At 37.1% G+C, this 25,580-nt stretch carries 24 protein-coding genes; 22 read left to right on the top strand and 2 right to left on the bottom strand.

Going from position 1 to position 25,580, the window contains the following annotated elements; translation table 11 throughout:
- Window positions 1-7: 7 nt before the first annotated feature.
- A complete protein-coding gene (locus tag HCU67_RS02200; protein WP_168550974.1) occupies window positions 8-562 on the top strand; it encodes a nitroreductase family protein in 555 nt (184 codons plus the stop codon).
- Here HCU67_RS02200 and HCU67_RS02195 read toward each other — a convergent pair.
- Window positions 559-1,071 carry a DUF456 family protein gene (locus tag HCU67_RS02195; protein WP_168550973.1) on the bottom strand — a complete coding sequence of 171 codons (513 nt, stop codon included), beginning with the start codon at window positions 1,069-1,071 and terminating at the stop codon, window positions 559-561. The two genes, HCU67_RS02200 and HCU67_RS02195, sit on opposite strands and share 4 nt — an antisense overlap.
- A gap of 153 nt (window positions 1,072-1,224) precedes the next feature.
- Here HCU67_RS02195 and HCU67_RS02190 point away from each other — a divergent pair, with 153 nt between their 5' ends.
- The 21 genes from HCU67_RS02190 to HCU67_RS02090 all read left to right on the top strand — a co-directional run bounded on the left by HCU67_RS02190 (window position 1,225) and on the right by HCU67_RS02090 (window position 23,195).
- Window positions 1,225-1,590 carry a BlaI/MecI/CopY family transcriptional regulator gene (locus HCU67_RS02190; RefSeq protein ID WP_168550972.1) on the top strand — a complete coding sequence of 122 codons (366 nt, stop codon included), beginning with the start codon at window positions 1,225-1,227 and terminating at the stop codon, window positions 1,588-1,590.
- A gap of 10 nt (window positions 1,591-1,600) precedes the next feature.
- Window positions 1,601-3,643, top strand: coding sequence for a M56 family metallopeptidase (locus HCU67_RS16585; protein ID WP_246865685.1), 2,043 nt, complete (start codon window positions 1,601-1,603; stop codon window positions 3,641-3,643).
- A gap of 2 nt (window positions 3,644-3,645) precedes the next feature.
- On the top strand, window positions 3,646-4,785 hold the full coding sequence (locus HCU67_RS02180; RefSeq protein ID WP_168550971.1) for a tetratricopeptide repeat protein: 1,140 nt from the start codon (window positions 3,646-3,648) through the stop codon (window positions 4,783-4,785).
- Between the two features lie 98 nt (window positions 4,786-4,883).
- On the top strand, window positions 4,884-5,306 hold the full coding sequence (locus HCU67_RS02175) for a hypothetical protein (RefSeq protein WP_168550970.1): 423 nt from the start codon (window positions 4,884-4,886) through the stop codon (window positions 5,304-5,306).
- 1 nt (window position 5,307) lies between these two features.
- On the top strand, window positions 5,308-5,859 hold the full coding sequence (gene ruvC, locus HCU67_RS02170) for a crossover junction endodeoxyribonuclease RuvC (protein WP_168550969.1): 552 nt from the start codon (window positions 5,308-5,310) through the stop codon (window positions 5,857-5,859).
- Window positions 5,859-6,995: a radical SAM family heme chaperone HemW gene (gene hemW / locus HCU67_RS02165; protein WP_168550968.1), complete on the top strand. Its 1,137-nt coding sequence runs from the start codon at window positions 5,859-5,861 to the stop codon at window positions 6,993-6,995. The genes ruvC and hemW overlap by 1 nt, the downstream gene beginning before the upstream one ends.
- On the top strand, window positions 6,992-7,741 hold the full coding sequence (locus HCU67_RS02160) for a cyclase family protein (RefSeq protein ID WP_168550967.1): 750 nt from the start codon (window positions 6,992-6,994) through the stop codon (window positions 7,739-7,741). The genes hemW and HCU67_RS02160 overlap by 4 nt, the downstream gene beginning before the upstream one ends.
- Window positions 7,741-8,094, top strand: coding sequence for a DUF4260 domain-containing protein (locus HCU67_RS02155; protein WP_168550966.1), 354 nt, complete (start codon window positions 7,741-7,743; stop codon window positions 8,092-8,094). The genes HCU67_RS02160 and HCU67_RS02155 overlap by 1 nt, the downstream gene beginning before the upstream one ends.
- Before the next feature lie 2 nt (window positions 8,095-8,096).
- A complete protein-coding gene (locus HCU67_RS02150; RefSeq protein ID WP_168550965.1) occupies window positions 8,097-8,717 on the top strand; it encodes a DUF4230 domain-containing protein in 621 nt (206 codons plus the stop codon).
- Window positions 8,714-9,112 (top strand): Dabb family protein, encoded by a 399-nt coding sequence (locus tag HCU67_RS02145; RefSeq protein ID WP_168550964.1) that lies wholly within the window; start codon window positions 8,714-8,716, stop codon window positions 9,110-9,112. The genes HCU67_RS02150 and HCU67_RS02145 overlap by 4 nt, the downstream gene beginning before the upstream one ends.
- Window positions 9,109-9,462 (top strand): MmcQ/YjbR family DNA-binding protein, encoded by a 354-nt coding sequence (locus HCU67_RS02140; RefSeq protein ID WP_168550963.1) that lies wholly within the window; start codon window positions 9,109-9,111, stop codon window positions 9,460-9,462. Before HCU67_RS02145 ends, HCU67_RS02140 begins: the two co-directional genes overlap by 4 nt.
- 193 nt (window positions 9,463-9,655) lie before the next feature.
- Window positions 9,656-10,054: a response regulator gene (locus HCU67_RS02135; protein WP_168550962.1), complete on the top strand. Its 399-nt coding sequence runs from the start codon at window positions 9,656-9,658 to the stop codon at window positions 10,052-10,054.
- A 76-nt stretch (window positions 10,055-10,130) separates the two neighbouring features.
- Entirely contained in the window at window positions 10,131-10,673 is a 543-nt protein-coding gene (locus tag HCU67_RS02130; protein WP_168550961.1) for a heme NO-binding domain-containing protein, read from the top strand.
- Window positions 10,666-13,032, top strand: a complete 2,367-nt coding sequence (locus HCU67_RS02125) for a PAS domain-containing sensor histidine kinase (RefSeq protein WP_246865684.1) — start codon at window positions 10,666-10,668, stop codon at window positions 13,030-13,032. The genes HCU67_RS02130 and HCU67_RS02125 overlap by 8 nt, the downstream gene beginning before the upstream one ends.
- 12 nt (window positions 13,033-13,044) lie before the next feature.
- A complete protein-coding gene (locus tag HCU67_RS02120) occupies window positions 13,045-14,172 on the top strand; it encodes an FIST signal transduction protein (protein ID WP_168550960.1) in 1,128 nt (375 codons plus the stop codon).
- Window positions 14,173-15,222, top strand: coding sequence for a sensor histidine kinase (locus HCU67_RS02115; RefSeq protein ID WP_168550959.1), 1,050 nt, complete (start codon window positions 14,173-14,175; stop codon window positions 15,220-15,222).
- The gene (locus HCU67_RS02110) at window positions 15,222-15,542 is read left to right on the top strand and encodes an Hpt domain-containing protein (protein ID WP_168550958.1); all 321 of its coding nucleotides are present in this window, start codon (window positions 15,222-15,224) and stop codon (window positions 15,540-15,542) included. Before HCU67_RS02115 ends, HCU67_RS02110 begins: the two co-directional genes overlap by 1 nt.
- Window position 15,543: 1 nt before the next feature.
- Window positions 15,544-16,260 (top strand): LytR/AlgR family response regulator transcription factor, encoded by a 717-nt coding sequence (locus tag HCU67_RS02105; protein WP_168550957.1) that lies wholly within the window; start codon window positions 15,544-15,546, stop codon window positions 16,258-16,260.
- Between the two features lie 389 nt (window positions 16,261-16,649).
- A complete protein-coding gene (locus HCU67_RS02100) occupies window positions 16,650-19,742 on the top strand; it encodes a hypothetical protein (RefSeq protein ID WP_168550956.1) in 3,093 nt (1,030 codons plus the stop codon).
- The gene (locus HCU67_RS02095) at window positions 19,742-21,208 is read left to right on the top strand and encodes a hypothetical protein (protein ID WP_168550955.1); all 1,467 of its coding nucleotides are present in this window, start codon (window positions 19,742-19,744) and stop codon (window positions 21,206-21,208) included. The genes HCU67_RS02100 and HCU67_RS02095 overlap by 1 nt, the downstream gene beginning before the upstream one ends.
- The gene (locus HCU67_RS02090; RefSeq protein ID WP_168550954.1) at window positions 21,195-23,195 is read left to right on the top strand and encodes a cellulase family glycosylhydrolase; all 2,001 of its coding nucleotides are present in this window, start codon (window positions 21,195-21,197) and stop codon (window positions 23,193-23,195) included. The genes HCU67_RS02095 and HCU67_RS02090 overlap by 14 nt, the downstream gene beginning before the upstream one ends.
- Window positions 23,196-23,305: 110 nt before the next feature.
- Here the strand turns inward: HCU67_RS02090 and HCU67_RS02085 are convergent, their stop codons facing one another.
- Window positions 23,306-25,402, bottom strand: coding sequence for a tetratricopeptide repeat protein (locus HCU67_RS02085; RefSeq protein ID WP_168550953.1), 2,097 nt, complete (start codon window positions 25,400-25,402; stop codon window positions 23,306-23,308).
- Between the last annotated feature and the right edge of the window lie 178 nt (window positions 25,403-25,580).

The following is a 25,580-nucleotide window of genomic DNA, read 5'->3' as shown; positions in this document are numbered from 1 at the left end:
GTTAGTTATGGTTTTTGAATTAATCGAAAAACGAAGAAGCATTTTTCCCGCTCAGTATATCAATAAGCCAATCGAAAAAGAAGTTCTGGAGAAGATTCTTGAGGCTGCTAATTGGGCTCCAAACCATAAAAAGACAGAGCCATGGCGGTTCAAAGTATTGCAAGGAAATTCAAAAGAAGCCTTAGGTACTTTTCTTGCAACCAAGTATCAAGAGGTTGAGGAGCGACCAAAAAAAATTAAGATTAAAAAGTTGTTGGAAAACCCTTCGCGAGCAGGGGCTATTATAGCCATATGCATGCAACGTGATTTACAGGAAAGTTTACCAGAATGGGAAGAGTTGGCAGCAACGGCAATGGCAGTTCAAAATATGTGGTTGGCCTGTACCGAACTAAATATTGGATGTTATTGGAGTTCACCTGGATTAATCAAATACATGGATGAATTTTTTGATTTTGCAGAAGGGGAAAAGTGTCTGGGCTTTTTCTATATGGGGTATTATGAAGGTGAAGTTGTAGAAGGAAATCGAACGCCCATCGAAGACAAAGTTATTTGGATGGACTAGGAAAAAGTAAAAATCTCCCCACTATACTCAATCGCCTTCCAAAGAAAAAGACCAAAATAAATTAGTGCGATAAGGAACTTTAAGAACGTGCCGGTCAAAAAACCAATAAAGGACCCAAACGCGGCTTTCCAAGCTCGTTTTTGGTCTTGATTTTGAGAAAGTTCACCTACTAAAGCACCCACAAAGGGCCAGATAATAATACCAAAAGGGCCAAGAACGGGAAAGAAAATGGCAACTAAAAGCCCAATAATACTGCCCCACATTCCTGCTTTACTTCCTCCAAATTTTTTGGTTCCAGCAGCTGGTATAACATAGTCCAAAACTGTTGCCGTCAGCGCAATAACCAAAGTTATACCTAAGAACCACCAATCTTCAGGTACTGCTTTTGTCAAGTAGAGGAGTAAAAGTCCAACCCAACTTAGTGGAGGGCCGGGTAAAACAGGTAGAAAACTACCTATAATGCCAACTAGCGTAAATAAAAATCCAATGATGACCAGTGCTATATCCACAGCATTTAATTTTAACTGTTAGACAAATTTAGGCCGATTTTGTTACATCTGTTTAAATCATGGAGTACCGTTCAATCAATTTTTAACTAAGAAATTAGTTTAAACTAAAAAATTAGTTATATTTGTTTGTATTTCAACTAAACATTTAGTTAAATGAAACAACTAACAAAAGCTGAAGAAGAGGTAATGCAATTACTTTGGAAAGTAGGCAAAGCAAACGTAGCTGCCCTACTTGAGGAATTAGCCGAGCCTAAACCAGCATACAATACGGTTTCGACAATTATTAGAATTTTAGAGGACAAGGGTTTTGTAGATCATGAAAAAGTGGGCAAGGGCCATGTTTATTTTCCAATTGTGAAAAAATCAGATTACAGTAACCAAAGTCTGAACAAGTTGGTCGACGGGTACTTTCAAGGTTCATTTCAAAGTATGGTGTCCTTTTTTGTCAAGAAAAACGACATCAGTTTAAATGAACTGGAATCCATATTGGATAAAATCAAAGAAGAGGGGGAATCTTAAAAATATTCAGATGTTACAATATCTTTTAGAAACATTAGCATTTCAACTGGCGTTTTTGTTAATCTATGACCTTTTCCTAAAAAAGGAGACTTTTTTTCAATTGAACCGTGCGTATTTGTTGCTAACATTTTTGCTTTCCTTGGTGTTGCCAAAGGTTCATTTTGAGGCCTTGGAATCAACGGTTTCCGTAGATGCTGTTTACTATCCTGAGTTTTTGATTGGTATTGATGCGGTCGAGCTAGCACCTGCAGAAGTGGAACCGGGTTTTATTGAGGTGCTTACGATTTACGAATGGATTTTTCTATTAGGTGCTGTTGCTATGACTATTATGTTGCTAGTTAAACTTTATCGAATTCAAAAATTAAGGCAACAAGGTGTCATTACGTTCTACCCCAAATTCACAAAAATAACCCTACCAAAAAGTAATCTCGCATTTTCTTTTTTTAAGCAAGTTTTTCTTGGTGATGCCATACCCACTGAAAAAGAACCACAAATTTTAGCCCATGAATTGGTTCATATCAAACAGTGGCATTCTTTGGACTTGCTATTTTTTGAACTTGTGCGAATAGGTTTATGGTTTAACCCCTTGGTGTATGTCTATCAAAGTAGACTCGCCGAGCTCCATGAGTTCATTGCAGATGCCAAAGTCGCCAAGCAGAATAAAAAAGAGCAGTACCAATTACTCCTATCTGAAGCTTTTCAGACCCAAAATTTAAGTTTTGTCAATCAATTTTTTAGAAAATCATTAATCAAAAAACGAATCGTCATGTTAACTAAAAAGAAATCAAAGACCATTTTACAGTTAAAATATTTAGTACTGTTACCCTTGGTCATGGGGATGTTATTTTATTCCTCTTGCGAGCAAGAGTATGAGAATGAAGAGGTCAATCAATCTGTTGAAAATAGTTCAGAAAGTGATGCAGCCTTAATAGATCAAATTCAAAGGGAAATTGACGCATTGGATGGAGAACTATCAATATTCGAAAAGAGTCGTGAACTAATGGAAAAGTCCCGTTCTTCCGATGCTATTCTTGACAAAGAAGATTTCTTTAGGATGGACCTTTATATGCGTGTTTTATTTACAAAAATGAAGCAAGACAACCCTGCTTCACCAATATCATATGACTTCATTTTATCCAAACCTTTGCCAAGTTCTGAAGGTTATGTTGATTATGTAAATAGAAAAAAGGTTTTCCAAATTTTAGATTCGGATTTAATGACCTTGACTTCAAATTTTTCCTATAAGATTCGGCAGGTGGTTAAGAATGATAAAAATTTAGGACCTGGTGAGTTCATTACGATTAAGGATGTCGCTGATTTATCTGAAGGTGAAATTCAACGCGTTTTGGATGCAATGAACTTTGTTTCTGAAACACAAAAATTTGTTCATTTAGGTGACGGAAACCATGGTTTTTTGATTACTGCTGTAGATTCCAAACCTTCATTCGGTTTTGAAACCAAATGGAATGCTTCAATTGAAACCCAAACCCAAAGCGTGCCTTTTGCTGTTATAGATAGGGTGCCAGTATTTCCTGGCTGTGAAAATGTTCTGGATTCCAAAGCTTGCTTTCAAGAGAAAATACAAGAGCATATCCGCAAGCACTTCAATTATCCTAAAATCGCTCAAGAATTGAATATTCAAGGTCGTGTTAGTGTAATGTTTACAATTGCCCAAAATGGAACCATCGAAAATATTAGAAAACGTGGCCCCCATAAACTTTTGGAAGATGAAGTAGAACGAATAATAAAACGCCTACCAAAAATGAAACCCGGTATTCACAAAGGTCAGTTGGTAAAAGTTCCATTTTCGATTCCTGTAACTTTTAAACTAAGTGATGACATTAATGGTTTCGGTTTGATAACGTCTGATGTTTTTGATAAGCAGAGTGGTGAAGTTCAAAAGACCGTTGCGCGCTACAATAAATTGGTTACCGAGCGCAGTAGATTGCTTAGGCATGCAAATGAGAATAATCCCGTAATTGAAAATCTCGATAAACAACTAACTTTAATGAAAGCTGAACTTCAAAAAAAGCTTAACGTTTTATCCAGTTAATATTGAAAAGTTTTGTTCTCGTTCTTATTTTAATTCCATTTGCAAGTAGCATAGCGCAAAACAATTCTTCGGTGCTTGCTGACAACTATTTTGCCCTAGGTAATTACTCAAAGGCCATTAATGAATATTCTAAACTTGGAGACCTTAAATCCCTTCATCAAATTGCTCGGTCATACGAAGCCATAGGCAACCATGAAAAAGCAATTCTTCAGTACCAGGCTGTTGTCAAAAAAGACAGCACAAATATTTTGGCCCAATTTGAGCTAGGGAAGATTTTCGATAAGACCAAAAAGTATGAAGACGCTGAAAACTTGTTCGGAATATTGATTTTAAAAAGTCCTGATAATCCCGAATTTCAATATTTCTTAGGCAAGGCATTTCGCTACAATTCAGACTTCGATAGGGGCAAAGAGTCACTAAAAAAAGCGGTGCAATTGGACAGTACCCATCTGCGAAGTATTTATCTATTGGGCAAGTTGTATCTAGCTGTGGATGAACCTTCAAATGCCTTGGACATCACCAATACCGGATTAAGAACGGCTCCAGAAGATGTGGCGTTAATCAATCTAAAGGCACTGGCCCTTTTTACCTTGGGAAAATTTGAGGAGGCTATACCTCTATTTGAAAAGTTGGTAGAAGTGGGCGAAGGAAAGCCCTTCGTTTTAAAGAAACTTGGTGAGGCCAGTGCACAACGTTGGCAGTACGAAAAGGCAAAAAAAGCCTATAATAGATTGGGTGATATTGAGAATTACGAAGCGGACGCTTACAAGGGCCTAGCTGAGGTTTATATGAAGGAAGATGTCTTGGATAGTGCGGCTATTTATTACAAGAAATCGATAAAGGAAAGGCGGTATAATTTTCAAGAAGAATACGCCAGCTTAGGACGAATTTTCAGAATTCAGAAAGACACCAAAAAAGCCTTGGACTATTACACGCTGGCGTGGGAAGAAAATCCCGCTAATCAATTTGCGTATTGGCAAGTTTGTGTTATGGCCGATGAATACTACAAGGATCCTGAACTCAAGTTGAAGTACTACGAGAAATTATTGGCCGATTTCAAAGATCTTATGCCTTTTTTAAAAGAAAGAGCCCAAAAACGGGTAAACGAGTTGAAAGAAGAACTGCATTTCGCAAAAGAATAATTGCTAATTATCGTATTTTCCACCAAAATCTGGGGTTGCTCATGCGTAGGTTTTGGATGTTTCTTATTTGCCTTTCTCTAACATCTTGCCAGTATTTCTTGTCGAATCAAGAACGTACCGATAGGTTGGTTGAAGAGAAGATGGAGGAAATCGATATGAATTCTGTTGAGCAATACCCATTATTCGCTGATTGTGATGAAACAGCCACAAAAATGGAACAAGAAAGGTGCTTTCAAAATCAACTGCTTAATCAATTGAATCAGACATTTAAAGACCTTAGTATCCAATCGGAAATAGATTTGAGCGATACCTTGTGGTTAGATTTAAAAATTGACGAAAATGGATATACTTCAGTTGCCCATATATTTCAAAACACCAAAATCGAAACCTCGATTCGGGGGTTAAAAGAAAAAATTACGAGGAGACTAAATGATTCCATTAAAATAGAACCAGCCTTAAAACGTGGAATACCAGTTGGAATCAAAGTTCGATTGCCCATTGTAATAGAAACAACGAATTAGCTTGGGAGAAGAAAGAATCATATTGGGAATTGATCCTGGCACGCAGATTATGGGTTTTGGACTCATAAAAGTGGTCAATAAAAAGATGCAGTTTGTTCAAATGAACGAATTGATGCTCAAAAAGTACAATGACCCTTATCTTAAGCTTAAACTAATTTTTGAGCGAACTTTAGAGCTTATTGATACCTATCATCCTGATGAAATCGCCATAGAAGCTCCTTTTTATGCTAAAAACGTTCAATCTATGCTCAAGTTGGGTAGAGCCCAAGGTGTTGCCATGGCCGCGGGTCTTTCTCGGCAAATCCCCATCACTGAATATTTGCCTAAGAAAATCAAAATGGCAATTACAGGTAATGGGAATGCCAGTAAAGAACAGGTTGCTAAGATGTTACAAGGTATGTTGGCCTTGAAAACCCTACCAAAGAATTTAGATAGTACGGATGGTTTGGCCGCAGCGGTATGCCATTTTTACAATTCAGGTCGTGTGGATGCGGGAGTTAAATACTCGGGTTGGGCTTCGTTTATAAAAAACAATCCTGATAAGCTAGGGTAGTGGCCGGAATTTATATTCATATTCCATTTTGTAAGCAAGCCTGTCATTATTGTGACTTTCATTTTTCGACAAACTTGAAGAAGAAAGCATTACTCTTAAATGCCCTTCAAAAAGAATTAAGGCTTAGAATTAGTGAGCTTGGTAATGAACGGGTGGAAACCATATATTTTGGAGGAGGAACACCCTCAATTTTGTCCCTAGATGAAATCAATCAAATTCTAAATTCGGTATATGCGAATTTTGAGGTAATTGAAAACCCGGAAATAACCTTAGAAGCGAATCCTGATGATTTGACGGAAAAATGGATTTCAACCTTATCAAAGAGTTTGGTGAACCGTTTAAGTATTGGAGTTCAATCTTTCTTTGATGAGGATTTGACTTTGATGAATAGGGCCCATAATTCACAAGAGGCTGAAAATTCAATTTTGTACGTAAAAGAATATTTTGAAAACATTTCTATTGATTTGATTTATGGTATTCAGGGGGCTGATGACGCTAGGTGGAAAGCCAATATTGATAAAGCACTTGATTTTGGATTGCCACATATTTCGAGTTATGCCTTAACTGTTGAACCAAAGACTGCCCTTGCGAAATATGTTCAAAAAGGTTTGATATCAAATGTTGATGATGAACAGGCCCAACGGCAATTTTTGATGTTGGTTGAACTACTGGAAAATGAGGGTTATGTCAACTATGAAATTTCAAATTTTGGAAAGCCCGATTTTTTTTCCAGAAATAATACCGCCTATTGGCAAGGCAAATCATATCTCGGTATCGGTCCATCCGCACATAGTTTTAATGGTTCAAAACGCGGTTGGAACGTTCGTAATAACACCAAATACATACAAGAGTTGGAGAATGACAATATTCCAATAGAATATGAGCAGCTATCCACCTTAGACGCCTACAACGAATATGTGATGACCGGTTTAAGAACAATATGGGGTGTTTCACTCAAAAAAGTTGGTACCGTATACGGAGCGAATTATCGAAAGTATCTTGAAATTCAGGCCCAGAAGTATATAGATGAGCATCTATTGTTCTTGGATGATGATAAATTGCTGGCAACCAAAAAGGGAAAATTTTTAGTTGATGGTATTGCTGCCGATTTGTTTATGGTTAAATTGGATAAATGATAGCTACCATTAAATACAATTCTAAGAACCTTAAAATCAATCTTTCAAATCCTTTGGATATTTCTATTGCTTTGACTGGCAATAAAGAAAATGTCAATGCCTGGTATGTTGGACCTCCGAAAATATCCCCGCATGTTGAAGAAGGTTTTATTGGTAGTGTAAAAGATGGTGCAGTAATTAACTTTAATGATATCTATTTCAACCCGCATTCCCATGTGACGCATACCGAATGTGTGGGTCATATTACTGAAGAGGTGCATTCGGTGAATGAAAACTTAAAGCAGTACTTTTTTCTTGCTGAATTGGTATCGGTTGCCCCCGAAAAGAAAGATGATGATTTTGTGATTTCTGCGCGACAATTGAAATATGTTCTGGGAAATAAGAAGAGGGAAGCAATTGTCATACGAACGTTGCCCAATACCAATAGCAAAACTGCAAGGCAATATTCGCATTCCAATCCTCCATATCTATTAGAAGAGGCCATAGTTTATTTACGGGATAAAGGAATAAAACACTTATTGGTGGATTTGCCCTCGGTAGATCGCGAAAAGGATGAGGGTAAGTTACTAGGACATAATGCCTGGTGGAACACAAATGGAGAACTACGAATGGATGCCACAATAACCGAATTTGTGTACGTAGCTAATTCGATTGACGACGGCACCTATTTTTTAAATCTTCAGGTGGCGCCTTTTGAGAACGATGCTAGTCCGAGTAGGCCGGTGTTGTATAAAATTATGAGTTGATGAAGGAACAATTGAAATTAGAAGAATTCGGCCTGTTCATTTTAGGATGCTATTTGTTCAGTCAATTGGAAATATCTTGGTGGTGGTTCTTCGGTCTTTTGTTGACCCCTGATATCGGAATGTTGGGTTATTTATTCGGAAACAAAGTTGGAGCATACACCTATAATTTTTTTCATCATAGGGGTGTTGCAATTTTGTTTTATTTAGTTGGTACGCTGATATTGCAAAGTCCGGTTTTAGAATTGGTTGGAATCATTTTATTCAGCCATACGGCCATGGATAGAATAGTTGGTTATGGGCTTAAATATGAAAAGGGGTTTAAGTATACCCATTTAGGGGAAATTGGAAGTTAATTATGGATAGTCTAGTTGAGGCTTTATTAGGATTAGTTCTTGGCGCTATACTTATGTATTGGATTTTTTCCTTGACTCGTAAAAAACGAAGACGGGAACTGATTGAACACCAAAGCACGATTATTCTTGATCGGATAAAAAGGGTATGTAAGTTGGTATCGGTAGAGGGTGATTTTGCTGAAATCTACAACTATGAAAATATCAAAGAAGGCTTTCTTAATATTACCAGTAAAAAGAAGGCACTATTAATTATTAATGCGAAAGCACAAGTTGGTTATGACCTAAAGAAGATAAAACTATCAGCAGATAACGATAATAAACGAATTATTCTGAAGGAGTTTCCAGAACCGGAAATATTGTCGATTGAACCGGATATTCAATTTTACGATATTAAAAACGGTCTTTTTAATTCGTTTGATTCAGAAGACTTGACCAAATTAAATCAGGAAGCAAAGTCCCATATTAGGGATAAGATTCCGGAGAGTAGACTTATCGATAGCGCTAAAAAGGAAGCCTTGCAAGCGGTATTGTTAATTGAAAAAATGGTCGAGACCATAGGCTGGAAATTAGATTATACCTCCTTACATTTATCCCAGAACGAAATAGAACTTTTAGAAGAATGAAAAAAACTATCATCATACTTGCCCTAGTATTGGGTTCGAACCTATTAGCACAAGAAAAAGAAACCATGCATTCATTTGATTCAAATTTTGCCCATGTAGTTTATTTTTGGTTCAATGAGCCAGAGAACGAAAACCATCACAAACAATTTGAAGCTTCGCTTACCAAATTTTTGAATAATTCGAAATATGCCAAGACCAATTTCATGGGTAAACCTCCGAAAGCTGTTAGGGATGTGGTGGACGATTCCTTTACTTATAATTTGATTGTTTCATTTGAATCTGCCGAGGCGCAAGAGAAATACCAAGAAGAAGAGGCACATTTAATCTTCATTGAAGAATGCAAAGACTTATGGCAGAGGGTAATTGTGTATGATGCAATTGGGGTAGCACAATGAATGTAGAAGAATTTCGAGCTTACTGTCTTTTAAAAAAGTGGGTTACCGAAGAATTTCCGTTTGACGAACATACCTTAGTTTTTAAAGTTGCAGGAAAAATGTTTGCACTTTACCCTTTAGAGCGTCAACCTCCACAGGCCAATCTTAAATGCGATCCTGACCGGGCAATCGATTTACGGGAGCAATTTGATGGTGTTATATTCCCAGGGTATCACATGAGTAAGAAACATTGGAATACCATTTTACTGGGTTTGCTCCCAAGACCTATGGTTGAAGAATTAATTGACCATTCTTATGATTTGGTTTGGAGTAAAATTCCCAAAAAGGTAAAATCGAGCTTGGATAACTAATTTATTCGGACTATATTCTTCGTAGGAAAATTTAAGTTAAAAAAATCTTAAAATTACAATATCTCTGTTAATTGAGTAGTTATTTTGAGCGGAGGAATAATACAATTCATCTATAGAAAATAACATTTCACCGCCCCCCGACACGTGAATAAGATAGAGATTCTGAATTTTGGATAAAACTACAAACACAGTCATGAAAGTCCTTTTTATAGAAGATGATATGATCGAAACCATGAAATTGCATCGGGCAATTTCTAATTTTGAATCGAAGCACCAGATAATTGAAGCTAAAAACGGCGAGGAGGCCTTAGAAATCCTGAATGGAGGAGACTTACCAGATATTATCCTTCTAGATTTGAATATGCCGAGAATGAGCGGCATTGAATTTTTAGGGATTCTAAAACAAGACGAAAAGCTAAAATACCTACCGACAATAATTCTGACCACATCTGAAAATAGGGCCGATTTACTTACCTGTTTTGAAATAGGAATCGCAGGCTACATCATAAAGCCTTTAAAATATGAAGATTACGAAGCCAAAATCAAAAAAGTCTTTGACTATTGGCAGGTTAGTGAATTGATTAAAGGCTAACAAAAACGCCCATTTCACAACATTTTTTTTACTTCAAGAAAGGCAATTCCTACATTTAATTTATAATACTAGAAATATGAAAGGAATTGTATTCGATGAATTTCTTCAAATGGTTGAAGCTAACTACGGTTTGATAACTGTAGATTCAATTATTACAAAATCCGATTTACCATCCGGTGGAGTTTATACAACTGTGGGTACTTATGATTTCAACGAAATGGTAGCCTTGGTTACAGAACTAAGTCAAGAGATTGATGTGCCTGTTCCTGACCTATTACACCATTTTGGTCATTATCTTTTTGATAGTTTGGTAAAAACCCATCCAGAAGTTGTCTCAAGCTATAGCTCACCTCTTTCTTTGATAGCTTCTATTGAAGACCATATACATGTACATGTTAAGAAGTTGTATCCTGATGCCGAGCTGCCAACTTTTAAAATACTTGAACAAACAGACACCCAATTGCGATTGGTTTACACCTCTTCAAGAGGCCTCTACATGTTAGCAAAAGGCCTAATGGAAAAAACCTTTGAGCATTTTGGTCAAAAGGTCAATGTCGATTTTAAGCTATTACGTGAAGACGGTAAAGAAGTGGAATTTACGCTAAAACAGGTTGGATAAAGAGACTACATATATTTTAGAAAGGGCACTCCAACGAGAACGTAAGGCTAGAAAAGAGGCAGAACGACTTTTAGAAAATAAGTCAAAAGAACTCTATGATGCCATGCTTCATCTTAAAGAGGCTAACGGACGACTGGAATCACTGCTCAGTGAAGAAGGGAAAAGCCTTGAAGGGGCCTTTGTAAATTTGGTTGATCCATATGTAGTCATGGACTTAACCACCAAGGTGCTGAGTATGAACTCCAGTGCCAAGGAGTTTTTAGGGTATGACAATGAAAAGGAAGATTTAATCCTTTCAGATTTGGTGCATAAGGATTATTTGGAATATACCGCAGAGTCATTTCAGAGATTATTACAGGTTGGTATTTTAAAGAATTACAATGCCCAAATCTTCACAAAAAAATACGGTCTTAAATACGTTAATATCAATGCCAGTCTCATATACAATAAGAATGGCAATCCGGTTGCCGCGCAAGGTGTAATAAGGGACATCACTGCTGATATGGAGGTCAAAAAGCTTATGGAAAGCCAAAAGCAACAATTGGACCTCATTTTTGAAAATTCTTCATTAGGTATCATCCTAATTGTAAAGGGCAAAATAATTAAGGCCAATCGAGCATTTTGCGATATGCTCAATTATCAAGAGTTTGAGTTGAAGAATATGTCGCTTGAAGATATTTCAACCATCGAAGACATTTCGCAGTATCAAGCGTTGTTGGATATGGAGGAATCCTCTTCGGATAAAATCACGATAACCCGAATATTCCATCAAAAAAATGGAGATTCTTTGTACGGTAAGACTTCACTGACCAACGTCTATAACAATCTTGGTCAAGTGGAATATAATGTGGTTATGGTCGATGATATAACCAGTGAGAAAGAAGCTACCGACATGTTGGCTGCCTCTGAATCTCGAATGACCACAATGATTGGCAACCTTCAATCAGGTGTCTTGTTGGAAGACGTTAATCGTAAATTGCTAAAGACTAATCAAAAATTCAAAGATTTATTTGGAATACCACCCGAATTAGGTGCATTAAAAGGATTGGATTGTAAATCAACCTTGCACCAATGGAAGGAAAAATTCAAAGATCCAGAACAATTTATCTTGGGTATTGATAGAGCTATTCATGAAAGAAGGGTGGTCATTGCCGATGAATTAGAGTTAAATGACGGCAGGGTTTTTTCCCGTGATTACATTCCCCTCTTTAATGATGATGAACCGATAGGGCATCTTTGGACCTATAGCGATATTACCATTCAAAAGAATTATAGAAGGAATATTGAGCAGCAAAAGGAAAAGTACAGCAATATTATTGCGAACATGAATCTTGGCTTGGTAGAAGTGGATAACGATGGCAAGATTTTACTGGTTAACAATCGCTATTGTCAAATGATCGGTCTTAATGAATCCGAACTAATTGGCAAAGATGTTCTGGAGCTAATGAACATGGATGATGAAAATTTGAGTCTGGTGCAATCCCAACTAGAGCGTCGAAAGAAGTCTGAGTCCGATTCGTACCAAATACAAATTACAAATCAGAATAACGAAAAGAAATATTGGTTGATTAGTGGTGGACCAACCTATGATGATTTAGGTAAAGTTATCGGTTCAGTCGGCGTTCATTTAGATGTAACGCGCCAAAGAGAATTAGAACTCCAGAAAGAATCTTTGGTAAAAGAGCTGGAAGAGAGCAATAAAGGACTACAAGAATATGCCCATATCGTCTCCCACGATTTAAAATCACCATTAAGAAGTGTTAGTGCCCTTGTCGATTGGTTATGTCAAGACTATAAGGATAAGTTAGATGAAAATGGCATGTACAATCTTAAAATGATACAAGATAAGATTGAAGGCATGGATAATCTTATAGGGGGAATCTTAAAATATTCAACGGTCAATAGTAACAGTTTGGAAAATGTTGATGTTGATGTAAATGAGATAATCTCAGGTATAAGTGATATCATTTATATTCCTGATCATGTAACCATTAAAACAAAGGAAACACTCCCCACCATAAAAGCAGACCCAACAATGATGCATCAATTGTTCCAGAATTTCTTGAGCAATGCGGTGGTTCACATAGATAAAGAAGAAGGCGTTGTTGAGGTGGGCTGTAAAGATTTAGGAACCCATTGGCAATTCAGTATTGCTGATAATGGTGTTGGCATTCCTAAAGAATACCACGAAAAAATATTTAAAATATTTCAATCCATTGGCAATAAAGAACGATCGACCGGTATAGGTTTATCCATTGTCAAAAAAATAATCGAACGATACAAAGGTAAAGTCTGGCTCGAAAGTGAAATTGGTCAAGGAACCACCTTTCACTTTACAATCATCAAAAAAGTCGAATAAATAAAGAAAAAAATGAAGATTGAGCAGCTTAAAAGAACGGAGGAAGGCTCTTGGGAGTACTTAAAAGTCAATGCACTAAAAAAGCCTTTGGTACTGGTATTCGGAGATAGACATCTTCTGGAATCAGAAAACATTTATGAAGAAATCAAAAACTTCTATCCTGACGGAGAATTGGTATTTGGATCTACCTCAGGTGAAATCTTGGGAATCAATGTATTTGAAAAATCAATTACAGTAACGGCTATTGAGTTTGAGCATACCACATTTGAGGTCCTAAGTGAAAATATCAATGACTTTGAAAATGTTGAAGAGCTGGGTGCTAAGATTTCTGAAAATTTGGAAAAGGAAAATTTAAGACATCTTTTCGTGGTGTCTGATGGAAGCCTTATCAACGGAAGTGAACTTATTGAAGGTTTGGAATCCGATGTAGAATTCAAATTTTCTATTACCGGAGGGTTATGCGGAGACGGTGCGCGATTTGAAAAAACATTGGCCTCCTATAACGATAATCCAAAACAAGGTGAGGTAATAGCTATTGGCCTCTATGGGGATTCATTAGAAGTTACCTATGGCTACGATGGTGGCTGGACCCCTTTTGGACCAGAAAGAACAATTACCAAATCTGACGGCAATGTGCTTTATGAAATTGATGGATTGCCTGCACTGGATCTTTATAAAAAATATTTGGGTGAAAAAGCAAAAGACTTACCTGAAGCTGCCCTTCTTTACCCTTTAAGTGTGCAAGAAAATGAAAATGCAGAACCTTTGGTTCGAACTATTTTGAATATTGATGAGGAGACAAATTCCATGATTTTAGCAGGCGATGTTCCATTGAATTCAACAGTGCAATTAATGATGTCAACCACAAATGATATTGCAGAAGGAGCTCAAAACGCAGCGTTAAAAGCAATGGAATTGCGAACTAAAAAGCCAGAATTGGCGTTATTGATAAGCTGTGTGGGTAGAAGGTTGGTTTTAGATCAGCGTACCGAAGAAGAAATTGAAGAGGTAATGGATACAGTTGGGGAACAAGCCAGTATTGCAGGATTTTATTCCTATGGTGAAATGGCTCCCTTTACAGGCCGTAATTCTTGTCAATTGCACAATCAAACAATGACATTGACCCTTTTAAGTGAATAGATGCACCCACTGCTAAAAAGACAGTTGCGAAAATTCTTGCCCGAGCATTTACAAAATGAACCCGGGCTTCAAGAATTATGGGATGCCATAGGTCATTCCTACGAAAATCTTGAAGAAAAAGTCAAGATGATTCAACGTGCGACCACATTAAGTTCAAAAGAACTTTTTGAGGCGAACAAGCGATTGAATAAAGAAACTGTGCAACAAAGGGAAATTCTAGGTGCTTTGAGCAATGCTTTGTATTCTTTTAGAACCGACAAATGTGAGGGCGAAGAGGAGAACGGGGCATTCGATCAAAACGAGTTGGTTGAAGGAATTAAGCACCAGACCAATAAAATCATCGAAATAACCTCTGAAAAGGACAAACTATTGCGGAATTTAGAACAACGCAATGAATCACTAAACAATTATGCGCATATGGTTTCGCATGATTTAAAGTCACCTATACGCAACGTACATTCATTGGTTAGCTGGGTATTCGAGGATTCGAATGATGAATTTAAAAATAAGAGCAAGGAAAATGTTGAACTCATTTTTGAAAATTTGGGTAAAATGGACCGTTTGATAGATGGGATTTTAAAACATGCTACAATCGATAATGTTGAAGATAAAAACGAAGAGTTGGATTTCAATAAGGTGGTTGAAAGTATCGTATCACGAAAGTCCATTCCAAAACACATCAAGGTCAAAATACGTTCAAAATTGCCGACTTTATTCATCAATAAATTTAGAATAGAGCAATTGTTCGATAATCTAATTTCCAACGCACTTAGAGCTGTTGAGGATACAGAAATGGGTATTGTTGAAATTGATTTTAAAGAAAAGGAGGATGAACTATTGTTCAGTGTTAGTGACAACGGAATAGGAATCCCACAACACCATCAAGAGAGTATTTTTGATATGTTTAAACGATTAAGGCAGGACTCCAGTGCAACAGGTATTGGGTTGGCACTCGTTAAAAAAATAATCAATTATTATCAAGGGGATATTTGGATATCTTCTAAAGAAAATAAAGGAACCACAGTGTTCTTTACAATAAACATGAAGTAATGATGGAAACACCAAACACAAGCTACATCGACTCCGTCGCCGGGAATGACGAAACCTTCCGTTTAAAATTTATAGAGATCTTAAAAAAGGAATACCCAGGCGAATTTCAACATTATATCAACAAATACGAGGAGAGGGATTTTCCTCAGACTGCTAGCATTGTTCACAAACTAAAGCATAAGCTAAATGTTTGCGGCATGCAAGAAGGTTACAAGTTAGCCGTTAAATATGAAGAAGAGTTGAAAGTGGAATCAGACCGATTTCACGAACAATTTTTAGAAGTACTAAAAGAAGTTGACCAATTTATTAAAGATCTGTAAAATGAACTGTATTGTTATTGACGACGAATTGGCCTCAAGAATGATAACGGAACAACTATGTTCCCAGACTTCAAATTTAGAAATGACATCTAGTTTTGATAATTGTGTGGATGCTCTAAAATATTTGAATGATAATGAGGTCGACGTAATATTTCTAGATCTACATATGGAAAGCTTTTCAGGTTTTGATCTTCTAAAAACCTTAAAAGAGGATCAGAAAGTAGTACTGACCACTTCTGACAAAAAGTTTGCCTCTGAATCATACGATTACGATAACATAGTTGATTATCTGGTGAAACCCGTTACTCCAGAGCGATTTGATAAGGCCGTTCAACGTGTGAGAAAGCAGTTTGTACTAGATCAGATTTCTGTAGACTCAAACGAAGGTGAATCTCAATCAAATAGGGTCAACAGCCTTTACATCAATATTGATAGAAGACTGATACATCTTCAATTTGACGAGATAGATTATGTTGAAGCTGATGGAGATTATATTAACGTATACACTGCTACAGAGAATTATCACGTTCATACGACGTTAAAACGCATAAGGGAGAGGCTTCCAGAACCTGTTTTTATGCAAATCCATAGAAGTTATATTATCAATTTCAATAAGATAATAGACATTCAGGATAACAGTGTGTTGATTGGTAGAAAAGTAATTCCAATTAGCCGTAGTAATCGTCCAATGCTAATGGAACGCTTAAATCTACTTTAGGGATAAAACAAAATCGTCATTTGGGTATAATTTTCTTTTTCCTAGAATAAAGGAAACCCTTCCAAAATATAGTTTACATAGTCTTACTTTCCAATGAGAATTGCCATCCTTCCTAAAACAACATTGAAGTAGGTACTGGCAGGAGAAATCGATACCTAAAAATTCTATAAGTACTTAACTAAACAGTACCTGTCAAATTCCTTACCTAATTGACTGTTTACTTTTCATTCTTCAAATCTTCACTATCCTTCCATTAACCACTCGTTTCAGCTCTTGAGGGTAGTCATTTATTTAAAAATGTTGTAAAATACTACAAAACTGTGGTGTATAAACTTATTATGTTTTAAGAAACATCCTAATCATTCTAATTTTGCGTTCTTATTTAAGGAATGCGGATAAAGACAAACAAATACTTGGTCATTGCCCTTATTTTGGCTTTGATATTTCATGGTTCGGGCGTATTCTTTACGATTGAAAAAACCTATGATGCCCTGATACATCTTTTTTTTGCGGATCATTATGCCAACAGTTGGTGGAATCCGTGGGAACCTCGATGGTATACTGGTTTTTCGGTGATGACCTACCCACCATTGGTACACCAACTTATTGGACTTTTCTCATATATCGGTGGTTTAAAGTTCGGACTTTTTGTCTGTTGTTTTGTAGCCATTACGCTTTTTACCACAGGAGCATATCGTTACGGTAAAATGATGACCGGCAACCGAGATATTGCCGGTTTTACAGCGCTTATAGCGGTGTTCTCTTCTTCATTCATTGAAACATTACATGTATTTGGGCAGCTACCGAGTCTATTTGGGGTATCAATGCTCATGCATGCTATGCCTGAAGTTTATAAGTATATAAAGACGGGTAAACTAAAGTTTTACATAGCATGTATGTCTATGATGGCTTTTACGATTACCTCTCATCATGTGACCCCACTATTTGGAATGGTGTTTTTTATAGCACCTCTAATGGGTACCGTGGTTATGGATCATGCTTCTGAGATAGCGGGTAGTTTCAAAGCTGTTCGTCTAAAGCATTTTATGGAAGCGCTTAAACCGTGTTTGCCAAGAATCGTAATCTTTGGCCTTTCTGTGGTATTGTGTCTAGTCGGGTTAATATTACCATACTGGATTACAACAATGAACGAGCCTATTACCCAGGTTCCAATCCCTCATGGCTCTCGAGATAGTTTTCTGGAAGTTACTTCATCAGGTCTAGCTTTCTTTATTATTCCATGGGGCTTTCTGATGTTTATTTTTCCGTATTTGTTTTATCGTTTTTTCTCAAAACGATTTATCTTTTTCGGTTTGTCTTTTGCGATGTTGTCTCTGTTGGGAACCGGGGGAACAACACCATTACCCGAAATGATTTTAGGTTCGAATGCTTTCAATATCCTCACCTTGGACCGATTCACACTTTGGGGCTCAATTATGGCATTGCCGATATATGGAGAATTTTTATATCGATTTGCCCATACAGACCTTAAAAAGTTCATTCAAGATAAATTAGGTAATGTCGTGCATAGGGCTATGGGCGGTACTGTTGCTTTCCTCATAATTTTTAATGCGATTTCAATTATAAACCTCGGCTATTTTAAACCCTTACAGCCTCAGAAAATAAACATGCTCCCAATTATTAATTTCTTGGCGGCAGATGAACATTACAAATGGCGTTACCTAACCTTGGGTTTTGGGGACCAGATGGCCTGGCTTTCCGCAAACACCCATGCGCTTCAGATAGATGGAAATTATCATTCCGCACGTAGGCTTCCCGAATTGACAACAAGGGCAGTCGAGCGTCTGGAAAACGCCAAATTTCTTGGTGTGGAGGGGCTTGGTTCGTTACAGCAATTTTTAACTGTTCCGAACAAATACAATATCAAGTTTATTTTTTCAAATGATAAGTTTTATGACCCCATACTTTATTTCACTGGTTGGGAACGAATAAAACCATTGGCGAATGGGATCGCAGTTTGGCAACGATTGGGTATTAAGCCCATTCCTGATATTAAACCCTACAAAGACTATCCGCGTTGGCAGCGAATTATGTGGGGTTCAATACCCGTATCAACAGTTTTGATTGCCCTTTTCGTCAATATCAGGATTATTGTCATTTCAGCTTTCAAATTGAAGACAATAGAACCAAATCCATATGATAAGTTCAAGGTAGTCACTTCTGGGTTCCGACCACTGTTGGCAAAGATTATGGCAGGATGGTTCTTATTTACCCTTGGTATGATATTTTATGGGATTTACCTCTTTTTCATTCAAAGCCAAGAACAGATTTCTCCCGAAAACGTTATTCTGGCCTATCACGATGATCTTGATTTTAAGCGTTTTGGTAAAGCCCATTCGTATTATGATCCAGACTATGGTAAGACCTTTGATCAATTTATGCTCGAAACTTCGGTTAGTGATGGTTTATTAAATTCTTATGGCAAATTGAATGGCGTCGAAGTTGACATTTTTGACCAAACTGAAAATCACGCAAAAGCTCGGGTCTACACGGAGTATATTACCCCTTTGACCTATGTAAAGGATACCACAGTTTACGAATTGAACAAGAGAAAAGACAACAAATGGTATATCGTACCCGAGGTCTTTGATGTTGATATTCCCAATGATCAATTGTTCAGTATAGGTGAACCAAAATACAAGAATCATGGGCGTCGAAGGGTAACCACACAACAAACCTTTCATGAAGACATTGTACCGCAGCCAGTAGTTGAAATTCTGGAAGCGAAAATGATTGAAAACGATAATCAGTTTTACATCATTGGACGCGTGCAGAATATTGATAATATGCCCGCTGATTTAGATATCAAATCAACTGTTTATACGGCAGATTTTAAAGAGATAGGGGTTTACAATGCACAAAACACCATTAAGCACAAACTTCTGCCGAAAGAAGTAAGTGCTTTTAAAATTCATTTTGAAGCAGTTGCATGGCAAAAAATTAAAGACAGTATGCCACCGGTATTTGACCCCGACACATTCACCCCTATGGTATGGGAAGATGTTCCTGCTGTTTTCGATCTCCAAGCTTCGGCCAACCAAACAAGTCAGGATTTGTATCGAGAACTCTCGCTTAACGATTTACAGATTGAAGGTGATAAGGTTACCGGATATTTATACAATTACGGTATTTCTGATGTTACTATTCCGCAGTTGATCGTATCCTATTACAATGATGATAACGAATTGGTGTGGGTTGAAGATTCAATCGTGATGTTGGCGACACGACCACAACGTAAGAGTCCTTTCGAATTTACGCTTAGAAAATTTGATTGTCATTTTACCTATCCTCAAGAGAAGGAGAATTTCTTTGTAAATGGCTTACCCAACGATGATATAAAGCAAAAATACTTGGATTATCGCCGTGATGGCCTTTTGTATTCAGATTTGATTCCGGTAGAAGGTGACATTTATTCCAAGATTAAAATCGAAGTCAACAATTACATAGGTTCCCCAGATTAATGCAATTACCTGAATCCATAAATAATGGCATAAGATGGCTAAATCGTATTCGAAAAGAGATTCGAATACGAAGAAAACGGACCTACCGAAAGGCATGGTTAATGTGGCCCTTTAAATTTTTATGGGTCAATTGGCTTGTTATTCGACGTTTATTGCTCTTTCCATTCAAGGACTATGGAAAGTTAAGTCCTTTTGCAAGGGTTGTTGGTCCATTGTCTACATTGTTCCTAGGGCTATTCCTTTTCATCGTAATCAAAAAATCAAACGAAACCGATAAGGTAATTTATACGCAAAGAGTATATGAAAAGTTTGAATGTGAGCTAGTTTCGAATTCTCAAAAAACTGTTCAGGTCGGTCATTCTCATCAAGTTGAGTACAGCTTACCCTGCTATGAAAATGTTCCCATAAATATTTTGTATTCATCAGGCTATGGTTCAATTGTTATTCGAGAGACAGTTAGAAATGGAATAATCGAATACAATACTCCGGAGCTGATTACTGAGAAAATAGGTGATTATGAAATCAATCTCATGTATGGGGAGGAAAGTATTCTTAAAGATAGCTTGAAGGTGATTACAGAACCTAAGGATATTGATTACATCGAATCCTATTTTGGTCCCAGAATAATATTAGCAGGGGGTAATGATTTTAGTATGCTTACGGTCATACCTGTCGATGACTATGATAACCCGATGCCAGACGAGACCCGTATTGAAGTTCATGAAAATTTTAAGGAAACACAGAAAGTCCACGAACAGTACACTTTTGATTTTGTATCGTTTAGAAGGTTTTATTCCTACAATCAAACTGGGAAAATTACAGTTTCGATGAACACCGATAACGGAATCACTACTAAGGAGAAAACTTCGGATATCTATCCATACTCTCCCAAAGATTTTACAATTGAACAAAGTAAGGAACACAATTTTGCCGATGGTAATGAGGTGGTAAGCATCAAAACTTCAATAATTGAAGATATATACGGTAATATAATCCAAAATGGAACCATGGTCCATTACCAAATTGTCACTAAGAGCGGTAAGCAATTAGCGGCTTTTGCTAAGACCGTTAAGGGTATTGCAACGGCAAAAATCCAACATCCGTATACCGAAGATTCATGGACAATTCAAGCCTTTATTCCAGGGCTGGCGGAAAGTAATAGTCTAGAAATCGATTTTGAGCAGATTGCATATGATTTTCCTCTTACTTTTTTCAAAGAGAATCGAGAAATACAGGTTGGGCCGATAAAAAGTTATATGGGCCAATTGTTGCCCAACGGAACAGCTGTGACCCTAACCTTGCAGCATAATGGTAAGACCTCTGAAATAACGCAGTACACCGTTGGTGCCATGACCACATTTGTACTTCGGGACTTTTATTTCCCTTCTGGGGAATATAAAATGACATTGGAAACCCTTGGTTTGACCAAGCAATTTGAAAAAACACTAAGCGATGAAAAGGAGTAGATTGTTTTATCGTGCTGTTATCCTTGGGGTTTTCGTAATAGCGAACTTCTTTATTCTAAGAGGTATTGGAAGTTTACTTGCATTTGTAAAATCAGGCGCTGATCGTGAACAAATGATGGCCAAGGTCTTAAAGGTCAATGATTACTATAAACCTGTTTTTAACTGGAAAAATTTAGAAAATCCTGGTCGTGACTTTATTGAAAAGAATCAGGGCGAAGTGCAGCGGGATTATACCGATTCTTGGTATGTGAAAAATTTAAATCAGTCGGTGAACACCACAAAAGGAATTGCTGATTTTTATACCGATAGTTCAAGGGTCAATTTATTTCGAACAATCGAGTTCAATAAAAAGAACGATATTAAAATTCATGGCACCACCTTGAGCCATAATATTGACATTAATTTCTTCTCGGCCGACGGTAAACTCGTTGCTTTTGATGATAAAAATGTGCATGAAGTCTATCGTATTTTTCAAAACGATTCATTGGTAAGACAGCAAGAGGTATTTTCAGATTATAAAATTGTCATGCTTCTTGAAGATGGCTTCTGGCGCATACGCCACATGGTTCGAAGCAATTCGAAAGATTCAGCTATCACAATTAGTGAGGAACCCAAAGATGGTTTTGTTCAAAGACGGGGAAAGCAACTTTTATTGAATGACGAACCGTTTTACATAAGAGGGGTTAATTATTACCCCAAAGAGAGTCCTTGGGCCATGTTCGGAAATAAGTTTAATGATACCATAATCAACCAAGACTTTAGAAAAATAGATAGTTTGGGCTTCAATACTGCTCGAATATTTGTGAACTACAATGAATTCGGAAAAGAAGAAGTTAAGGTAAAAATGGTTGAACAACTTAAGCGAACCCTTGACCTTGCTGAAAAGAACAATTTAAAACTAATCGTTACCTTATTTGATTTCTTCGGTAAATACGATATCATTAATTGGACCCTAACAGAGCAACACCTTAAAGGGGTCGTTAAACCCCTAAATAAGCATAGAGCCATTTTGGCCTGGGATATAAAGAATGAAGCGGATTTAGACATGCAGGTTCACTCAGAAGGTCAGGTTACCTCATGGTTGGACTTTGCATTGCGAAGGCTGAAATATTATGCTCCAAATCATTTAAGCACTATAGGGTGGTTGCATCCGCATCCCCATTTCGCGAAAAAAAGTGGTACCGATATATTCACTTTTCACTTTTATGAAGCTTTGGACGGTTTTGAGAAAGCTTATGATAATTGGGCTGAACAAACTGATAAACCACTTGTTGTTGGTGAGTTCGGAATTCATAGTTGGGGTAAGGCTTTCATGGGTAATTCACCAGAAGAGCAAAAAGAACATTATCAATTAATAATGGATAAAATTGAAAAGGGTGAAAAGCATTTTATAGCGTGGACACTTTATGATTTTCCAGATATTCCAAAAGAGATTTTTGGCATTTTTCCATGGCGAACATTACCTCAGAAGAATATGGGTCTATTGGATGTTGATGGTAATCCTAAAATGGTTATGGAGGTATTTAAAGATTTAGGAATATCACCGAATCAACATTTTGTACCCTTCGAGGATCATGAATTCGAGAATGGACTATTGGAAAATAATGAAACCTTGGAAAATGTTGCGCCGGTTACTTCCAATCCAGAGCGTAAGGAAAAAGAGGTAGATACCATTGTGGTCGCTCTTGAAACGGAGAAAAATAGTGTTCAGACTAAATTGGCACCTGAAACCAAAAATGAAGAATGTAACCAAGGCTGGGCTTCAGGTAATTATTTAGTTTCCGGGGCTTTTGGCGTTCAAAATAATGCTAAAAAACAAATAGCACATTTTCGCTCGCTGAACTTAAATGCCAATTGCTATTTTGATTGGCGAAAAAATTTGTACTACGTCGTATTCGGTCCTTACCGCACTGAAGCAGATGCGAAAGAAAATTTAGTGCTACTTAAAAATTCCGGAGTGGATGATGCCTGGTTACTAAGAAAGTAAAGGCATTCAATGTTTGGGATTTCCAAAGAAATCAGTTTTGTAAATGAGTATGAATGTCGAACCTCGGTTTTGTAAAGTATAAAGTACTTTAAATCAAGATTGATTAAGCATCATTCTTCTTCGTCAGTTGTTTCTAAAAGACTCATTTCTTCACTGAACATACTCTTAAAGAATAAAGGTTGTTTAGTGATGTTCCAATTTAGTTTTAATCCGAATTCAGTAAATTGAAATCCGGCGCCTATAGCTGACGCAATATTGCTGTACTTTCCGTAAACATCCAATTTTAGACGTTTTGAGAATTCATGTGTCAGACCAGTTTCCGCTCTATAAATAAGGGTTTCATCGTCGTCTTCAACTTTTTGTAAACCTCCGGCAGCACTAACAAATCCTTTTGTTTTTGAAGAGAAATTACCTCGAAGGTCAAAGAAGAATTCCGCATTTCGGTAAATAGACGGACTAAAATATATGGTCGGAACCTGTTCTGCAAAGGTGATGTATGAGAAGTTCAGACCAATTTTAAAAGCTGGTTTTCTGGCAAGATTATAGTACAAAGAGGTGAATAATAAGTTTCGGGTATTACCATCGGTTTGCGGGGTATAAATCAATTGAGTGTACCAACCAAGATTGAAATTGGTTCCTAAATTGTAAGTCAGGCCATAGTTGTTCATTACGATTTCCCGTTTTATCAACTCAGCATTGAAGGCCTGCATTTCACGAATGTAATATAGGTCCAAGCTATTGAGCCGAAATGGTTTGGTTTGTAATTTTAAGTTGAGCGTAGGTTGCAAATAGGTAGTGTCCAAAAATTGAGCTGAAAACACTCCCCCCTCAGCTTGTAGATAGACCTTGGGCCTTATTTTAAAGGTCATGGCCCCTGAAAAGGTATGCGAATTTGCCTGATTTACGGTTACCTCATTTTCAGATGTTCTATATTGATATTTAAACGTAGACTTTAAACTTGGCGAAAAAGGCACATTAATTGTTGTTGTTGCTGCGTAAGCAATGTTGTCACCATTGTCGAAGGTGTATTGAAACCACTGTTCTGCAGAAGGGGAATTTTGAATATTCAATCGTTCAATGAATCCGATGGCGTCTCGTTGTTGTCCGAAAATGCGCAAGGTTTGGAACGCACCTTCATATGCCGGAATTAATTCATCAGAGGCAAACAAGGCATTTGCTTTTCCTAAGTTGCCATCAAAAGATGTGCTGTCATTGGCCAAGATTGAATTGTAGTTTTTGATGCTTGTTTTAAAGTCTGCGGTATACATGCCCAGAGTTGACCTAAGTGATAGCACCCAATTGCTATTCGGGTGCTTGATTTCCAAGCTATCGATTTTCTTTTTGGCGGGTACGTATTTATGGTTCCAAATAAGTGCCTGTACGTATCTATTATAGGTATCATTGGTCATTTCATGACCAGGTTGGGTATCAACTTTAGCTTTTGCCAATTCAGCAAAGTGGAGTGCTTTTTTGCTTTTACCGTCAAGGTGGTGTGCAAGTGCAATGCCGTTTAATGCAACTATAGAATCTTTAAATGAGGTTGCCATGCGTTCGTAGGCATCAATTTTTTTATCAAATTCTTTGGTCATTAAATAGATATTCGCCAAAATTTGAAGAACGTTTTTATCTTCTGGAAAATCATTGAAAATTTGTTTAAGGAGATTTTCTGCGGTCTTATATTCTTCTTTCTTCACAAATTCATTGGCATACCCCATTTTGATGTATTTCCTGGAAATTTTTGCACCCTCATTATCAGGTTCTAAAGCAATAGCTTGGTTTACCCACTTTAAGGCATCTACATATTCCTGCAGGTTTGAAAGTGTATTTGCGAACCCTAATAAGGCACCAAACTTATCCGGGAACTTTTCTACAAGTGTAATATAATGTGGCTTAGCCCCTTTAAAATTTTTGGCCCATAAAAAGGACTCGGCATGATTGGACAATATTTCATAGTCATCCGAGTATTCCACAAGCATTTTTTCAAAATGTTCAGTTGCTTTTTCGGGTTCACCACTGAGTCCAAGGGCACGACCAAAACAAAGCTGTGCTGTTTTATTTGGAGGATTGGTGGCTAAATAATTCTCAAAAAAGGTTTTTGCTTCTTTAAACTCACCTTTTTCTAGGTGATTGAAACCTTTGTCCATTGGGGCTTGGGCTGTAAGTAGGCTAAAACTTAAAATAATCAGCGGGGTAATTATTCTGATCATGGGTACGTTGTAAGATTAAATAAGAACGAAAAATCCTACATTTTATTAAGATAAGTCAAGTATTAGTTGTGAAGCTTGCGGATTATGTTGTCACCTAAGTATGAAACGACAATTCATCGAAAGTAAGAAAATAATTACAATATATTTAGGATAATACGTTTTGTACAAAATAGACCTA

The sequence above is a fragment of the Croceivirga thetidis genome (genome assembly GCF_012272815.1).
Classification (GTDB): Bacteria; Bacteroidota; Bacteroidia; order Flavobacteriales; family Flavobacteriaceae; genus Croceivirga; species Croceivirga thetidis.
Note: the sequence above shows the minus strand (reverse complement) of the source record. Positions and strands in the feature narration are given on the sequence as shown.

Bases quoted from the DNA above. Each gene is read 5' to 3' on its own strand.
- HCU67_RS02200 (WP_168550974.1), top strand. From the start codon at position 8: ATGGTTTTTGAATTAATCGAAAAACGAAGAAGCATTTTTCCCGCTCAG.
- HCU67_RS02190 (WP_168550972.1), top strand. From the start codon at position 1,225: ATGAAACAACTAACAAAAGCTGAAGAAGAGGTAATGCAATTACTTTGG.
- HCU67_RS16585 (WP_246865685.1), top strand. From the start codon at position 1,601: ATGTTACAATATCTTTTAGAAACATTAGCATTTCAACTGGCGTTTTTG.
- HCU67_RS02160 (WP_168550967.1), top strand. From the start codon at position 6,992: ATGATAGCTACCATTAAATACAATTCTAAGAACCTTAAAATCAATCTT.
- HCU67_RS02155 (WP_168550966.1), top strand. From the start codon at position 7,741: ATGAAGGAACAATTGAAATTAGAAGAATTCGGCCTGTTCATTTTAGGA.
- HCU67_RS02150 (WP_168550965.1), top strand. From the start codon at position 8,097: ATGGATAGTCTAGTTGAGGCTTTATTAGGATTAGTTCTTGGCGCTATA.
- HCU67_RS02145 (WP_168550964.1), top strand. From the start codon at position 8,714: ATGAAAAAAACTATCATCATACTTGCCCTAGTATTGGGTTCGAACCTA.
- HCU67_RS02140 (WP_168550963.1), top strand. From the start codon at position 9,109: ATGAATGTAGAAGAATTTCGAGCTTACTGTCTTTTAAAAAAGTGGGTT.
- HCU67_RS02135 (WP_168550962.1), top strand. From the start codon at position 9,656: ATGAAAGTCCTTTTTATAGAAGATGATATGATCGAAACCATGAAATTG.
- HCU67_RS02130 (WP_168550961.1), top strand. From the start codon at position 10,131: ATGAAAGGAATTGTATTCGATGAATTTCTTCAAATGGTTGAAGCTAAC.
- HCU67_RS02120 (WP_168550960.1), top strand. From the start codon at position 13,045: ATGAAGATTGAGCAGCTTAAAAGAACGGAGGAAGGCTCTTGGGAGTAC.
- HCU67_RS02115 (WP_168550959.1), top strand. From the start codon at position 14,173: ATGCACCCACTGCTAAAAAGACAGTTGCGAAAATTCTTGCCCGAGCAT.
- HCU67_RS02110 (WP_168550958.1), top strand. From the start codon at position 15,222: ATGATGGAAACACCAAACACAAGCTACATCGACTCCGTCGCCGGGAAT.
- HCU67_RS02105 (WP_168550957.1), top strand. From the start codon at position 15,544: ATGAACTGTATTGTTATTGACGACGAATTGGCCTCAAGAATGATAACG.
- HCU67_RS02100 (WP_168550956.1), top strand. From the start codon at position 16,650: ATGCGGATAAAGACAAACAAATACTTGGTCATTGCCCTTATTTTGGCT.
- HCU67_RS02095 (WP_168550955.1), top strand. From the start codon at position 19,742: ATGCAATTACCTGAATCCATAAATAATGGCATAAGATGGCTAAATCGT.
- HCU67_RS02090 (WP_168550954.1), top strand. From the start codon at position 21,195: ATGAAAAGGAGTAGATTGTTTTATCGTGCTGTTATCCTTGGGGTTTTC.
- HCU67_RS02085 (WP_168550953.1), bottom strand. From the start codon at position 25,402: ATGATCAGAATAATTACCCCGCTGATTATTTTAAGTTTTAGCCTACTT.